This is a genomic window from Pseudoduganella sp. LjRoot289 (assembly GCF_964252925.1).
GTDB lineage: Bacteria > Pseudomonadota > Gammaproteobacteria > Burkholderiales > Burkholderiaceae_D > Rugamonas.
Map to the genome: position 1 here is coordinate 62,448 of NZ_CAXUPN020000001.1, position 14,596 is coordinate 77,043.

At 66.4% G+C, this 14,596-nt stretch carries 12 protein-coding genes; 5 read left to right on the top strand and 7 right to left on the bottom strand.

All coding sequences use genetic code 11. The features are described 5' to 3' along the window. Positions 1-16: 16 nt before the first annotated feature. A complete protein-coding gene (locus ACSQ8Y_RS00275; protein ID WP_436264473.1) occupies positions 17-1,693 on the bottom strand; it encodes a GMC family oxidoreductase in 1,677 nt (558 codons plus the stop codon). Between the two features lie 173 nt (positions 1,694-1,866). On the opposite strand from ACSQ8Y_RS00275, the gene ACSQ8Y_RS00280 reads away from it, so the two are divergent. Then, the gene (locus ACSQ8Y_RS00280) at positions 1,867-2,145 is read left to right on the top strand and encodes a type II toxin-antitoxin system RelE/ParE family toxin (RefSeq protein WP_436264474.1); all 279 of its coding nucleotides are present in this window, start codon (positions 1,867-1,869) and stop codon (positions 2,143-2,145) included. A 10-nt stretch (positions 2,146-2,155) separates the two neighbouring features. Further along, a complete protein-coding gene (locus ACSQ8Y_RS00285; RefSeq protein WP_436264475.1) occupies positions 2,156-2,449 on the top strand; it encodes a HigA family addiction module antitoxin in 294 nt (97 codons plus the stop codon). Positions 2,450-2,485: 36 nt separating this feature from the next. Here the strand turns inward: ACSQ8Y_RS00285 and ACSQ8Y_RS00290 are convergent, their stop codons facing one another. From ACSQ8Y_RS00290 to ACSQ8Y_RS00310, 5 genes are all read right to left on the bottom strand, one after another. Continuing rightward, complete coding sequence (locus ACSQ8Y_RS00290; RefSeq protein WP_436264476.1) at positions 2,486-2,824, bottom strand: energy transducer TonB; 339 nt, start codon at positions 2,822-2,824, stop codon at positions 2,486-2,488. A 36-nt stretch (positions 2,825-2,860) separates the two neighbouring features. Beyond that, the gene (locus tag ACSQ8Y_RS00295; protein ID WP_436264477.1) at positions 2,861-6,124 is read right to left on the bottom strand and encodes a two-component regulator propeller domain-containing protein; all 3,264 of its coding nucleotides are present in this window, start codon (positions 6,122-6,124) and stop codon (positions 2,861-2,863) included. A gap of 219 nt (positions 6,125-6,343) precedes the next feature. Then, a complete protein-coding gene (rodA, locus tag ACSQ8Y_RS00300) occupies positions 6,344-7,420 on the bottom strand; it encodes a rod shape-determining protein RodA (RefSeq protein WP_436264478.1) in 1,077 nt (358 codons plus the stop codon). Further along, positions 7,420-7,569: a hypothetical protein gene (locus ACSQ8Y_RS00305; protein ID WP_436264479.1), complete on the bottom strand. Its 150-nt coding sequence runs from the start codon at positions 7,567-7,569 to the stop codon at positions 7,420-7,422. Before ACSQ8Y_RS00305 ends, rodA begins: the two co-directional genes overlap by 1 nt. A 76-nt stretch (positions 7,570-7,645) precedes the next feature. Then, on the bottom strand, positions 7,646-8,620 hold the full coding sequence (locus ACSQ8Y_RS00310; RefSeq protein WP_436264480.1) for a GlxA family transcriptional regulator: 975 nt from the start codon (positions 8,618-8,620) through the stop codon (positions 7,646-7,648). Positions 8,621-8,707: 87 nt separating this feature from the next. On the opposite strand from ACSQ8Y_RS00310, the gene ACSQ8Y_RS00315 reads away from it, so the two are divergent. Beyond that, positions 8,708-9,016, top strand: coding sequence for a DUF1272 domain-containing protein (locus ACSQ8Y_RS00315; protein ID WP_436264481.1), 309 nt, complete (start codon positions 8,708-8,710; stop codon positions 9,014-9,016). 52 nt (positions 9,017-9,068) lie between these two features. Here ACSQ8Y_RS00315 and ACSQ8Y_RS00320 read toward each other — a convergent pair whose 3' ends face one another. Then, positions 9,069-10,760 (bottom strand): serine hydrolase, encoded by a 1,692-nt coding sequence (locus ACSQ8Y_RS00320; protein WP_436264482.1) that lies wholly within the window; start codon positions 10,758-10,760, stop codon positions 9,069-9,071. A 370-nt stretch (positions 10,761-11,130) separates the two neighbouring features. Between ACSQ8Y_RS00320 and ACSQ8Y_RS00325 the strand changes: the two genes are divergently transcribed. Both ACSQ8Y_RS00325 and ACSQ8Y_RS00330 read left to right on the top strand, forming a co-directional pair. Then, positions 11,131-11,805, top strand: coding sequence for a substrate-binding periplasmic protein (locus ACSQ8Y_RS00325; RefSeq protein ID WP_436269718.1), 675 nt, complete (start codon positions 11,131-11,133; stop codon positions 11,803-11,805). Positions 11,806-11,831: 26 nt separating this feature from the next. Beyond that, a complete protein-coding gene (locus ACSQ8Y_RS00330; protein WP_436264483.1) occupies positions 11,832-14,555 on the top strand; it encodes a DUF4214 domain-containing protein in 2,724 nt (907 codons plus the stop codon). Positions 14,556-14,596: the final 41 nt, after the last annotated feature.

A 14,596-nucleotide genomic window follows, 5' to 3' on the forward strand; every position in this document is an offset into this window, starting at 1 on the left:
GGGGCGCGAGCCGCCCTCATGTGGCGGCCGGGGCGGACGCGGCCGGGCTGGGCGCGGGGGCCGCTCCGGTCCAGGCGGCAACGCCGGCTGTGCGGGCGGCCAGTATCATGTCGGCCGCTTTCTCGGCGATGGCCACCGTGGGCGCGTTGGTGTTGCCGCCCACCAGCGTCGGCATGATGGATGCGTCGGCCACGCGCAAGCCTTGCAGGCCGTGCACGGCCAGCGTGTCGTCCACCACGGCCATGGCGTCGTGGCCCATCTTGCAGCTGCCCACCGGGTGGTAGATGGTTTCCGCCTGGCGCCGCACGAAGTCGCGGATCTCGTCGTCGCTCTGTAGCGGCGCGCCCGGGTGGATGGCGGCGCCGCGGTAGGGATCGAAGGCCGGCTGCGCGAGGATGGCGCGCGCCGCTTTGACGCCGCGCACCATGTTGTCGAGGTCGTCCGGGTGGGACAGATAGTTGGGTTCGATCAGCGCGTGCGCCAGCGGGTCCGCGCTGTGCAGGCCGATGCGGCCCCGGCTCCTGGGGCGCAGGTCGCACACGTGCAGCGCGTAGCCGTGGCCCAGCATGGTGGACCTGGCGTAGCCCAGGTTGCGGCCGTGGCCGTCCAGCGTGGCCGGGGTGAAGTGGAACTGCAGGTCGGGCGCGGCCAGTTCCGGCCGGCTCTTGACGAAGCCGCCGCCTTCGGCCGAGTTGGTGGTGAACGGTCCCTGGCGGCGCAGCAGGTAGTTCAGCAGGTGGCCGGCCTGCGCCAGCAGGTTGCGCCAGGAGATGCCGAGCGATACCGGCTGCGTGCATTTTTGCACCAGCATCACGTCCAGGTGGTCCTGCAGGTTCTGGCCGACGCCGGGCAGGTGGTGCAGCAGCGGGATGCGGTGGCGCGCCAGTTCGTCCTGCGGGCCTATGCCGGACAGCATCAGCAACTGCGGCGAGTTGATGGCGCCGCCGGACAATATGACTTCGCGGCTGGCCAGCGCCTGCTGCGCTTTGCCGTTTTTCAGGTAGGCCACGCCGCGTGCGTGCTTGCCTTCCATCAGGATGCGGCTGGCGTGGGCGCCGGTGACGACGGTGAGGTTGGGGCGCTTGCGCACCGGGTGCAGATAGGCGCGCGCCACGCTCCAGCGCTCGCCGTTTTTCTGCGTCAGGTGGTAGCGCCCCAGGCCTTCCTGGCTGGGGCCGTTGAAGTCGTCGTTGAGCGCGTAGCCGGCCGCCTTGCCGGCGTCGAGGAAGACCTGGGTCAGCGCGTTGGGCGAGCGCTGCGCGCTCACGTTCAGAGGACCGCCGCCGCCGTGGAAATCGTCCGCGCCGGGCTCGTGGTGCTGGGCGCGCTTGAAGACGGGCAGCAGGTCGGCGTAGCTCCAGCCGCGGTTGCCGAGCGCGGCCCAATGGTCGTAATCGCCGCGGTGGCCGCGCGTGTAGACCATGGCATTGCTGGAACTGCTGCCGCCCAGCGTCTTGCCGCGCGGCCAGAACAGGCGGCGCCCGTACAGGCCGGCCTGCGGCTCGGTGTAATAGCGCCAGTTCAGCGTTTTGCTCATCATCAGGAACAGGATGCCGATCGGCAGGCGGATGAAGGGGCTGCTGTCGCGCGGTCCGGCCTCGAGCAGGCAGACCTGGACGGCCGGGTCGGCCGACAGCCGGTTGGCCAGCACGCAGCCGGCCGAGCCGGCGCCGACAATGATGTAGTCGTACATGTTTCCCTCCCCAGATGCAGCGTTGCGCGGCCACCCCAGTGTTGCACAGCCCATCCGCGACGGCAATTGCCCCAGGAGCCAATCTGCGGGCGTCGTGCGGCCGAACGTTTGATGCGTGTCAATGCCGGGGCAGACGGTGCGTGAAGGCTTTCCGGCGAGCATATACTCGGCCGATGATCAAGACATTCCGGCACAAGGGCCTGCAGCGCTATTTCGAAACCGGTTCACAGGCGGGCATCCAAGCCCGGCATGCGCCACGTTTGCGGGCTCAGTTGGCGAAACTTGACGCGTCTCCCAGCGCGGAGGGAATGGATTTACCTGGCTGGCATCTGCATCCTCTTAAAGGCGCATTGGAAGGCCATTGGTCTGTGCGGGTGGACAGGAACTGGCGTATGATTTTCAAGTTCGAAGGCAAACATGCGGTTTTGGTAGACTACCGCGATTATCACTAGCGGACTTTCCATGGCATCGATGCATAACCCTCCTCATCCCGGCCAAGTGTTGTTGGATGGCGTGTTCTCGGAAACGGGGCTTTCCACCGAGGATTTTGCCGCGCGCATCGGGGTGCCGCATGTGCTCCTGCTGCGAGTGCTGGATGGCTTGGACCCGGTCAGTCCCGACCTTGCATTACGCTTGGCTGCAGCCTTGGGGGGGGATGCGGAGAGCTGGTTGCATATGCAGGCGAGTTTCGATCTGTGGCAGGCACGGCAGCAACCGCGTCCTGCCATTGATCGTCTGAAATTCCAGAATATATAGGCTGCGTTTGAGGCAACGTCAAGCTGTGTGGCGGCCTTACTCCTGCTCCAGCGTCCAGGTATACTGTAATGCCAGCCACGATGCGGCCGGCTTGCCGTCGATGACGGCGGCGCTGAACTGACAGGTGACGACGCCGGTCATCGCTGCCAGGTCCAGTGCAATGTGCCCGCTGGAACCGACTTTTCGTACGCCCACCGGTTTGCCGTTTTCATTGATATAAAAGGCGAGCGTGACCTGATCGCCTGCCCGCGCGGCGGCCATGATTGCAGTGATGCAGCCGTCGCGCGTGCCGCAAGCCTGGGCCGTGGCGGAGAATGCGGCTGAGGCGCAGCATGCGTACAGGAGCCGTTTGATGCCGTGGGATTTGAAAGTCATGCGTATCCTTGCTGAGATATTGTTCGGCCGCGCCGGTTAAGTCGGCAGCGCTGCGGGCAGGGTGTCCCATGCGGCCGCCAGCGCGTCGCCGCCGAGACTGGAGACGGCCGCCAGTTGGCCGCGCTCCAGCGCCGCGCCGGGGGCGTCCAGCAGCGATTGCACTTGCTGCCGGGCGGGGATGGCGGCGCCGCACTCCAGGCCGACCCAGGCCGCGCGGCCGCTGCGTTTGGCGGCGTACAGGCCGAGGTCGGCCAGCTTGATGGTTTGCTGCCAGCTCAGCAGGCGCGGCTGCGCGGGCGCGAACGGGAAGCAGGCGTAGCCCACCGAGCACGTCTGGCGCAGCAGGCTGCCGTCTTCCAGCATGAAGGCTTGCTCGGCCACGGCGGCGCAGACGCGGCCGGCCAGTGCGCTGGCGCCGGCCGGGTCGGTGTCGCGCGCGACCACCAGGAATTCTTCGCCGCCCCAGCGCACCAGGAAGTCGCTGTCGCGGAACACTTGCTCCAGCCGCTCGCGCATGGCGAGCAGCACGCGGTCGCCGGCAGGGTGGCCGTGGCGGTCGTTGACGCTCTTGAAATGGTCGAGGTCGATCAGGAAGAAGATCAGCGCGGCGTTGCGCGGCGCCGGCGCGGCCACCGGCGCTTCGTGGCGGCGCAGGATCAGCTGCACGTCGGCCGGCAGCTTCTGTTCGATGAAGCGGCGGTTGCGCAGCCCGGTCAGCGGATCGGTCACACTCAGGTTTTCCAGCGCCGCGTAGGCACTGGTCAAGGCGGCGTTCTTGCCCGCCAGTTCGCCGGTGCGCTGGGCCACCAGCCATTCCAGTTCCAGTTGGCGCCGGCGCAGCAGCCGCACGCGCCAGCGGTACAGCACGCCGAGCCCCAGCACGGCCAGCAGCACGGCCAGGCAGCCGAACCACCAGGTGGACCAGAACGGCGGCGTCACCGTCACCGGCAGCGCCAGCTCGCGCGCGCTCCACACGCCGTTCTTCGTCACCGCCTTGACGCGCAGCGTGTAGCGGCCGGGCCGCAAGCTGGTGTAGGTGGCCACGCGGTGCGCCGCGTCGGCCGCGATCCAGTCCGTGTCCAGCCCGTCGAGCCGGTAGGCGTAGCGGTTGCGGTCGGGATCGGCGAAATGGGTGGCGGTGAATTCGAGCGAGAAGGTCGACATGTCCCACGGCAGCTGCAGGCGCGTGGGCGCGTTGACGGTGCCGTCCAGCTCCACTTGCGCGGGACGCGGCAGGACTGCCAGCGAACGGTTCATCACGCTTAGCCCGGTGGCCGTGACTTGCGGGGCGATGTGGTTGCCGCGGATGGCGGCCGGGCGCACCATGCTCATGCCCTGGAAGGCGCCGAAATACAGCGTGCCGTCCGCGCCGGCCAGCGAGGCGCCGCCGACGAAGTTGCCCGAGGTGATGCCGTCGGACGCGTAGTGGCTGGAGACGGCGCCGCTGAGCGGGTCGAAGCGCAGCACGGCGCCGGCGACGGTGAGCCAGAGCTGGCCGTCGCTGTCGCTTTCGATGGCCGCGACGTCCATGGCCGACAGGCCGTCGCGCGTGCTGGCGCTGAAACGCAGGGCGCCGGCGGCGTCCTCGGCAACCTGGTTCAGGCCGCTGCGCGTGCCGACCCAGATGCGGCCTTGCCTGTCCTCGTAGATGCGGTTGACGAAGTCGTTGCTCAGGCTGCCGGGACGGCGGTCCGCGCGGTAGGTGCGTAGCCGGCCGTCGGCGCCGCGCACATCCAGGCCGCGCCCGTAGGGGCTGCCTATCCATAACCGGCCCTTGCTGTCTTCCAGCAGCGCACCTGCGTTGGCCATGGCGCTGGCCTCTTTGCCTTGTGGCAGCGCCTCGGCCTTGCCGCTGGCAGGATCGAAACGCAGCACGCCGCCGTCCGTGCCCAGCCACAGCGCGCCGCTGCGCGAGAGCGCGATGGCGCGCACGAAATTGCGGTCTTGCTGGCCGAAGCGGTATTCCTTGAAGCGGCCGCTGGCCGGGTCCAGCCTGTTCAATCCCGTCGAGGTGCCGACCCACAGCGCGCCGCCCGGCGGCTGCAGCACCGCGATCACGAAGTCGTTCGACAGCGAGCCGGGCTTGGCCGGGTCGTGCCGGAAGCTTTGCACGATGCGGTTGCTGGCCGGATCGTACAGGCGCACGCCGCTGGGGCCGCCCAGCCACAGCCGTCCGCCGTCCGCGTGGCTCAGGCTGCCGATCACGTTGCCGCGCGGCTGGGCTTCACGCGCGTCGGCGCCGGGGATGAAGCGGCCGAAGCCCTGGCTCGCTAGGTCGACCCGCGCGGCGCCGCTGTCCCAGGTACCGGCCCACAGCGTGTCGCTGCGGTCCACCAGCACCGAGGGCACGCGGCTGGACGGCAGGCTGTTCGGGTCGCCCGGCTGGTGGCGGTAGCTGGCGAAGCGTTGTTGCTGCGCATCCCAGCGCAGCAGCCCGGCCGGCTGCGTGCCGAGCCAGACGGTGCGCGCATTGTCCTGGTACACGGTATATACGGAAAAATCGGCCACGCCGTCCGGCGCCGGCAGCACTGCGCGCGCCGCCCATGGGGTGCCGATCTCCCAGCGCAGCACGCCGCTGGCCGTGCCTATCCACAGCCGCTGCTGTTCATCGACCAGCAAGGCGTTGACGGTGTTGCGCTTGGCGTTCGGCGCGGCGCGGTCGTCGGGCTGGAAGTGGCGGAATTCGGTGGCGCCCGGCGCCAGGTAGTCGATGCCCGCGGGCCAGGCACTCAGCCATAGCCCGCCGTCGGCGTCGCGCGCCAGCGCCTCGACCCGGTCGGTGGCGGGGCTGCCCGGTCGTGCCGGGTCGTGCGCATAGGCCGTGAAAGCGCCCTTGGCCGTGTCGAAGTGCTGCAGTCCTTGCGCCGTGCCCAGCCACAGGCCGTCCTGGCCGTCGCCGATGATGCTGCGCACGAACAGCGTGGCGGAGGCCGGGTTGTAGCTGATGAAGGCGCTGCGCTCGGGATCGAAGCGCGCCAGGCCGTTGCTGGTGCCGAACCACATGCGGTCGCGGCCGTCGCGGAAGATGGCGCTGACATGATTGCCCGGCAGGCTGTGGCGCTCGGCGGGATCGTTGCGGTAGATGGCGGAGCGCTGGCCGTCGTGCCGGTACAGGCCGTTCTGGGTGCCCATCCAGATCAGACCCTGACCGTCCTGCGCCAGCGACAGCACCGAGTTGGTGGGCATGCTGAAATGCAGGCCGCTCAGGTTTTCGAAGCGCAGCTGGTGCGCCGGTGCGGCCGGACCGGCCTGCGCCGCTTGGCCGGCTTGTGCAACTCGTGCCGCCGATGTCGCTGACATTGCTGACATTGCTGGCTTTGCTGGCTTTGCTGGAGCATGCGCAGCCGCCAGCGGCAGGCCTGGCATCATGCCCAGCCACAGGCCCAGCGTCATACCCAGCGTCATACCCAGTGTCAGGCCCTGCGGCGGCCGGGACGAGCTGCCCGACGGCAGGCCCGGCAGGAGACCCGGACGGGCGGGAGCTTGGCGGCGTGGCGGCGGGCGCATGGCTGGCCGGTATCAGGCGCGCTGGCGCCGGATGCTCATCAGGATGCCGGCGCCGACGCCCAGCGTCACCAGCGCGGTGCCGCCGTAGCTGATGAAGGGCAGCGGCACGCCGACCACCGGCACGATGCCGCTCACCATGCCGATGTTGACGAAGACATAGGTGAAGAAAATCATCGTGATGGCGCCGGCCAGCAGGCGCGAGAACAGCGTGGTGGCGTTGGCGGTGATCATCAGGCCGCGCGCGATGAGCATGAAGTACAGCATCAGCAGCACCAGGATGCCGACCAGGCCGAACTCCTCGGCGAACACCGAGAAGATGAAGTCGGTGGTGCGCTCGGGTACGAAGCCCAGCTGGCCCTGCGTGCCTTGCAGCCAGCCTTTGCCGTCGAGGCCGCCGGAACCGATGGCGATGCCTGCCTGCTTGATCTGGAAACCCTTGCCCAGCGGGTCCGCTTCCGGATTGAGCATGGTGAGCACGCGCTGGCGCTGGTACTCGTGCAGCCTGGGCCAGGCGATGGGGATGCTGACGGCGGCCGTCGCCGCGAGCGCTGCCAGAGCTTGCCACGACAGTCCCGCCAGCACGATGACGTAGAAACCGGCCGCCAGCACCAGCACTGCGGTGCCCAGGTCGGGCTGTTTCATGATCAGCGCAGCCGGGATCAGCAGCAATATGCCGGCTATCACGAAAGTTTTTCCGCGCTGCATGCCGCTGCACTGGTGGAAGAACCAGGCCAGCATCAGCGGCATGGCGATCTTCATCATTTCGGATGGCTGGAAGTCGAAGCCGATGTACAGCCAGCGGCGCGAGCCCTTCTTGATTTCGCCCAGCATGGACACGGCCAGCAACAGCAGCAGGCCGGCAGTGTAGATGGGCGCGGCGTAGCGCATCATGGTCTGGGGCGGCACGCTGGCCACGGCCCACATGATGCCCAGCGCAATCAGGATGTTGCGCACGTGGAGGGCGAAGCGGCCGGGGAAGTCGGAGCCGGCCGAGTACATGGTGGCCAGGCCGGTGCCCAGCAGCAGGACGATGCACAGCGTCAGTTGCGGGTCCAGCATGGCGAACAGGGACTTGAATCTCCGCGGCATCAGAGCATGCCCTGCGCGCCGCGTACCGCCTGCAGCCAGACCAGGCGGCCGACCAGGCCCAGGATGCCCAGCAGCGCGACGGCAGCGAGGATGGCCAGGCGCCGGCGGAAGCGCCGTTGCTCCGATTCGGGGCCGCGTTGTTCAGTCATGTGAGTCTCCGTGCAGAAGATGGCATTTTATCATGCTGGTTTCACATTTAAAGTTCCTACAGGAAAATTTAACACTTCAGCCAAACCGGTCGCGGTACTCCGTCGGCAGCACGCCGAGGTGCTTCGCGAACGAGCGGCGCAAGTTGTACTCGGTGCCGAAGCCCGACAGCCGCGCCACCTGCTTGATCGAGCAGCCGGCCGATTCGAGCAGGCCGCAGGCGGTCTCCATCCGCAGCCGCGCCAGCAATTGCGCCGGCGACAGACCCGCCTCCTGGCGCAACCGCCGGTGCAAGCTGCGCGCCGACAAGGCGAGCGCTTCCGCCATCCGGTCCACGTCGATCTCTTCGCCGATGCGCGGCCGCATCCATTGCACCAGCTGCTCCGCCAGGCCGCCGCCGCAGGCCTGCGCCAGCAGTTCCGAGCTGAACTGGCGCTGGCCGCCGGGGCGCTTGTGGTACACCACCAGGCGCTTGGCTACGCTGAGCGCAGCGGCCCGGCCCAGGTCTTCTTCCACCAGGCTCAGGCACAGGTCGATGCCGGCGGTGATGCCGGCCGAGGTGTACACCGAGCCGTCCTTGATGTGGATGGCGTCGTCCTGCACCTGCACGGCGGGATAATCGCGCTGCAGCTTGCCGGTGTCCAGCCAGTGCGTGACCGCGCGCCGGCCGGCCAGCAAGCCCGCCTCGGCCAGCAGGAAGGCGCCGGTGCAGACCGAGGCGCAGCGCCTGGCCGTGCCGTGCGCCGCCCCCACCCAGTCCACCAGTGCCGGCTCGGCCAGCGCGGCCAGGACGCCCCGGCCGCCGGCCACCATCATGGTCGTGCCGTTCAAGGCACAGGCCGGCGGAAGCGGCTTGGTCAGCACTTCCACGCCCGAGCAGGACTTGACCGCTCCGCCGCTTAGCGACACCAGCCCTATCTCATAGGCGGCTGCCTGCCCCGCGTCGCGGCGGTCGTCGTTGGCGCTGGAGAAAACCTGTACCGGTCCGGTAGCGTCCAGCAGCAGGAAATCGGGGAAGACGAGTATCCAGACCGGGGTGATCGCTTGGGGCATAGTGTGGCGGTTTTTCAATCATGAATGTCATAAATGCCAAGTCTAGCATGTCTAAAATGGCCGGACTTCAACGACTAGAGAGCTACCATGCTGGAATTGAGACCGAGCTGCGAGCACTGCAACAAGGCGCTGCCGCCCGCCGCCGCGGACGCGCGCGTCTGCAGCTATGAATGCACCTTCTGCGCGGACTGCGTCGACAGCGTGCTGGGCAATGTCTGCCCGAATTGCGGCGGCGGCTTCGAGAAGCGGCCGGTTCGGCCGGCGCGCAACTGGAAGAACAATAACTACCTGGGCAATGATCCGGCCCGCGTCCAAGTCAAGCACAGGCCGGTGGACGCGGCGGCGCACGCGACCTTCGCAGCGCCGTTGGCGGCGCTGCCGCCGGAAGCGAGGTAAGCGGCGAAACTCGCGGAGCGAGGCCGGCCATGCGCCGGCCTGCTTGCCGGCCTTACAGGCGCTTGCCGGGCAGCGCGCGGCCGTTCTGGTGCAGCACCATCTGGCTCACTTTGCCCGAAGCGTCCTTGTCGAACTGCAGTTCCGCATCGACCACCTTGACGAAGAAGCGCGTTTCGGAGCGGGGGAAGATCTGGAACGCGGGCTGGTTGGTGGCCTGGGCCACGAACTTGTCGCCGTCACGGCTGACGGTGATGATGAAGTTGGGCGCAATTTCGTAGCGGCCGACGAACTCGTCGAACGCGGTGTTGGCCAGTTTGATTTCCGCCGGCGCGGCCGGTGGCGCGTCGCTGATGCGCTGCTGCACGCTGCTGCTGCCATCGTCCTGCGTGACGCTCATGGCGGTCACCTTGCCGCTGGCGTCGCGCTGGAATTCCAGCTGGACCAGCGAGTCGTTCATGAAGAAGCCGGTCTCGGACTGGGGCCAGATCGGCGTCGCGGGGCCGCCGCTGCGCTGCATGACGAGATGGTCGCCGTCGCGGCGGATGACGCGGGTGGCCTTGTCATTGATTTGGTAGACGCCGACCATGCCGTCCAGCACCTTCTCGGACAGGCTCACCTTCACTGGTTCCGGATAGGCGTCGCCGGCCGCCAGCGCGGCGGCCTTGTTGACGATCAGCGGCAGCGGCGCGCTGCCGGGGCCGATCATATTGCTCAATGCGGCGACGTAGATGCCATCCTTGGGCAGGTAGGCCGCCTCGGAGCGGAAGCCCGGGATGGCGCCGCCGTGGCTCCAGCTGGCGTGCCCGCGCACTTTGCCGATATTCCAGCCGTAGCCATAATCGCTGGCCTTGCCGCCGGCCAGGGTGTAAGGCGAGAACACGCGCTTCCAGGAATCCGGTTTGAGCAGTTTGCCCATGCGTATGGCCTCGTTCCAGCGCGCCAGGTCGTCGACGTTGGAGGTGAGCGCGCCGGCCGAATACGGCCAGGCCATATTCATCGGGCCTGCGCCTTGCACGCCGTTGGGGCCGGGCGCGTGGCCGCTGGCGCGCGCGATGCCCGCCGGGTCGCTGTCGCCGTAGCCGGTATGGTCCATGCCCAGCGGCGTGAAGATGCGCTGGCGCAGGAAGGCCGCATAGCCGGTGCCGCTTACTTTTTCTATGATGGCGCCCAGCAGGAAGTAACCGGAATTGCTGTATTTGAATTGCGTGCCCGGTTTGAAGTCGAGCGGATCGTTGCGGAACAGGTCTATCATCTGCGGCAGCGGCAAGGATTGCGCGGCCATGCTGGGGAAGTTGGCCTTGTCCGTGTAGTTGACGATGCCGGAGGTGTGCGTGAGCAGGTGCTCGATGGTGATGCCGTGCTCGGGAAAATCGGGCAGGTATTTCGTGACCGGGTCGGCGACGGCGAGCTTGCCTTCGTCCGCCAGCAGCATGACGGCGACGGCGGTGAACTGTTTGGTGATGGAGCCGAGGCGCAGCGCCATGTCGGCCTGCATCGGCGTCTTCGCCATCACGTCTGCCATGCCGTAGGCTTTGCGGTACAAGGTCTTGCCGTCCTTGGTCACGATCAGCGTCATGCCCGGACCGTCGGCCTTGATGTAGGGGGCGGCGATGGCGTCGATGCGCTGGACCAGGTCCTGTTGCGTGCTTGGGGCGACGGCCACGCTGGCGGCGGCTTGGGCTTCGAACATAGGCGCAACGGCAAGCAGCAGGACGGCGGCGCACAACTGGGTCAGTTTGAACATAGGCATGGTCTCCTTGGTGAGTGTTCGAGCAGACTAAGCTTGAATTGCCGGACTGGCAAGACTTCGTCGACGAAAGGCCGGAACGGAGGCGTGACCGGCAGTATGGCGCGATGGGGGGAAGGGACGGGCGCCGCCCTAGGGCGTTGCCAATCACCATCATCAGGCTATCAACGGTGTCCGGCGTGGTGTAATGTGTCAGTTCCACTCATCGCACAGGGTCAGCATGCCGCTTCACCGTTCACTACAGCTGCGAACGCGAGCAGGCGAGCGACCGCTGTCCGCTGTCAGGCGGGCCATCGCCATCGCCGGAGCCATCGCGCTCGCGTGCGCGCCATGTGGCGCGGCGCGTGCAGGCGACGGGACATTGCAGGTGGTGCATGTCGGCATGGGTCTGCCCAAGCCGCCCTACATCATGGAGTCGGCAACGGCTGGCCTGGACTACGACATTGCAAAGCAGGCGCTGGCAGCGGGCGGCTATAAACTGCTTGGGCAGCCGCTGCCGCAAGCGCGCGCGTTGGCCATGCTGCGCGCCGGCCGGCTTGACGGCATGCTGTCGATCACCGAAGGGATAGGCGGGCAGGACTACTTCAGCGACACCTACATCGTTTACCAGAACGTCGCGACCACGCTGAGCAGCCGCAATCTGGAGCTGCGCCAGGTCGAGGACCTGGCCCATTATTCGGTGGCGGCATTCCAGAACGCCAGCATGGTGCTCGGCGATCGCTTCGGCAAGGTGGTGGCCAACCACGGCCGCTACAAGGAATTTCCCACCCAGATCACCCAGGACAAGCTGCTGTTCACGGGGCGGGTGGACGTGGTGGTGGGGGACTATCTGATATTCCGCTATTACAGCGACAAGCTGGAACCGCAGATCGATTCCTCCCAGGCGGTCACCTACCACAAGATTTTTCCGGAAAGCCCGCGCAAGGCGGTGTTTCACGACATGCGCGTGCGCGACGGCTTCAACGCCGGCCTCAGGATCATCCGCGCCAACGGCACGTACGACGCCATCGTCAGGCAATACCTCGGCAGCGCGCGGCCTTGAGAAATTTCTCATAATAAATTTGCAGATTGCTAAAAAAAGAATATATTGTTCTTCCTTGCAATTACTTCGGGCTTCCAATGTTCCCGCTACAGCCGCTGGCTTGGATGCTCGTTCTGGCCATTTCTGCGTTGTCGGCGTGCGGGGGCGGCAGCGATAGGGAAGCGCTGCCAGCGAAGAGGCTGCTCGCTTCGGCGCCCGCGTCAAACGCTATCCAGATCTTCCGGGGCGGGATAGAGGATTACACCATCGTCAAAACGGCGGGCGGATTTGCCGTGGTTGACAAGCTGGGCATTGAAAGCGCCACGGATGTCGCCGCCACCGCGCGACTGCGCTTTGCCGATGTGTCGGTCGCAATGGAGGGCGACGCGGTTGCCGGCCAGGCTTACCGGATTTACAAGGCCGCTTTCAATCGCGCGCCGGATTACAGCGGACTCGGGTTCTGGATCAGTGCGATGGACGCCGGCATGAGCCTGAGAGAGGTTGCCGCCGGGTTTGTCGGCTCGGCTGAATTCAAGAGCGCCTACGGCGCGGCGCCGACCCATCGCCAGATTGTCGACATGTTGTACCAGAACGTGTTGGGCCGCGCCGGCGACGCCGGCGGGATAGTCTTCTGGCTCGGTGTGCTGGACCAGGGCATGGACACGGTCGCCGGCGTGCTGGCGGGTTTCAGTGAAAGCGCTGAAAACAAGGCCGCGCTGCAGGGTACCATTCAAAGCGGCATTATTTACAGCGAGGTTGGCCTGAGCTATCCGCAAAAAGCCATCCCGGCCATCAACTCGGTCTCCGCGAAAAATCCGACTATCCTGGCCGGCGCCCTGGTGATACCGGCCACGGCCACAGGGCCTGGTCCCGCCGTGCCCGGCACCGTGGCTGGCGCCCCTGCCGGGACGAATTTGAAATTGTGGATCTATGATCCCCGCAATCCTGCTGTTGCGCTAGGCTCGCCAGGAATATTCATCAGTAAGAATGGCGGAGATTTCCAATTTGTTCCCGCGTCTGCCGACGGCGCCTTGAGTATGACGCTGGCGGCCGGGGCCTATGTCTTCGACGTCGTGGAGCCGAACACCACCAGCACTATTTTTGTGCGGGCCCGCTATACATTGCAAGTGGCTGCCGCGCTCGAGCAGCCCGTAGCCAGTTCGGCCACGCCCGTCATCCCCGCCGGTCTTGGCGCAGCGCCGGCCGGATCGACGCTCAAGTTGTGGATTTATGACCCGCTTACGCCGAGCACGTCCGCCGGGGCCGCCGGTATCTTCATACAGCCGAAGGGAGGGGCATTCAGCTTTGCCGCCGCAGCGGCGGACGGCAGCGTGTATTTGCCTCTGGCGCCAGGCGACTATGTATTCCAAACAGTGAAAGCGAACGACGACAATACAGCGCGACGCAGCTACAACGTGTCCGTTTCATCGTCGGGTGGCGGGTCCATCGCAGGCGCGGGCGCGAATGCCGGCGGCGTCATTCCCGTCACTGTGGCGCTGCCGGTCGCAGGCGCGGGCGTGTCGATACCGGGGAAAGTTCCCGACGCGAACGGCGTCTATTCCCTGACGGTCAGCGTCATCAAGACGCCCACGGCGGTAGTCCAGCAAAAGCGCGATGCATTGATCGCCTCGGCCATCGAATCGACTGCCAGCTTCCAGGCCAGCGCCGCTTGCCAGTTGCTCGATCAGGTCACGCCCGTGCGTACCATCGACGGTATCGGTCTGTCGGCGGGCTTTCCCAAAGTGGGCTGGCGCTTGCCCTCCTACGGCCGCATACGCGCGCTGATCGTGCCCGTCGATTTCCCCGACGTAAACGGGGGCGATGATCCGGTTAAATTCTTCACGCCGCTGGCCGATAATGTGCGTGATTTTTATCTGAAACAATCCTATGGCCGCCTCGCCTTCGATTTCGACATCGTGCCCAATTGGGTCAGGGTGCCGTTCAGCCCCAAGGATTTCGGGTACGGCGCCACGGTCGGTTCCGGCGACCCGGGCAGCTACGCGAAGGGCGTACTGGGCCTGACCGAGAGCCTGGTCGACTACAGCCAATACGATGCTGTCTACTTTCTCGTGCCGCAGCAAATGCCGATGGCCAAAATGGGTTGGGGACCGGCGATTACCCATCCGTACTGGATCGATGCCGGCTACGTCACCAATGGCGCGACCGGCGGCGCCGATATGTATTTTAACGAACAGAACGGTGTCGTCGGCGCCCAGTGGAAATGGATGGCCCATGAAACCGGGCATGCCTTCGGCCTCTACGACGAAGACCTGGACCATCAATCGGCAACGCTGGGCAGTTGGGGGATCATGGCGAACAGCTGGTCGAACGGGGCGATCGAGCACAATGGCTGGGACCGGTATTTGCAAGGCTGGCTGAGCAAATCGCAAGTGGCATGCCTGCCGAAAGCCAGTCTGACGGCGGCCGGCACCAGCGTCAAACTGAGCCCGCTGGTGCGGCAAAATGCCGATACCAAGGTGGCCATGGTGCCGTTGAGCGCGTCCAGGATCCTGGTGATGGAATCGCGCAAGATCGAAGGCTACGATGCCATGCAGCCCGGGGAACAGGGCGTGCTGGTCTACACGGTGGACATGACCACAGGCCATTTGAAGGGCGGCTACGTCACCCAGCCCCGTCCCGGCTCGACGGACCGGGCCTGGTTCACCGACGCGGCCTTGCGCGCGGGCGATTCGGTGACGGTTGATGGCGTGGTCGTCACCGTCGTCGCGCTTGACAGCAGCGGCGACACCGTAAAAATCGGGTTCCGGTGAACGAAGGCTTACGCGCCGGAGCAGGTAAGCCTGATCTGCTA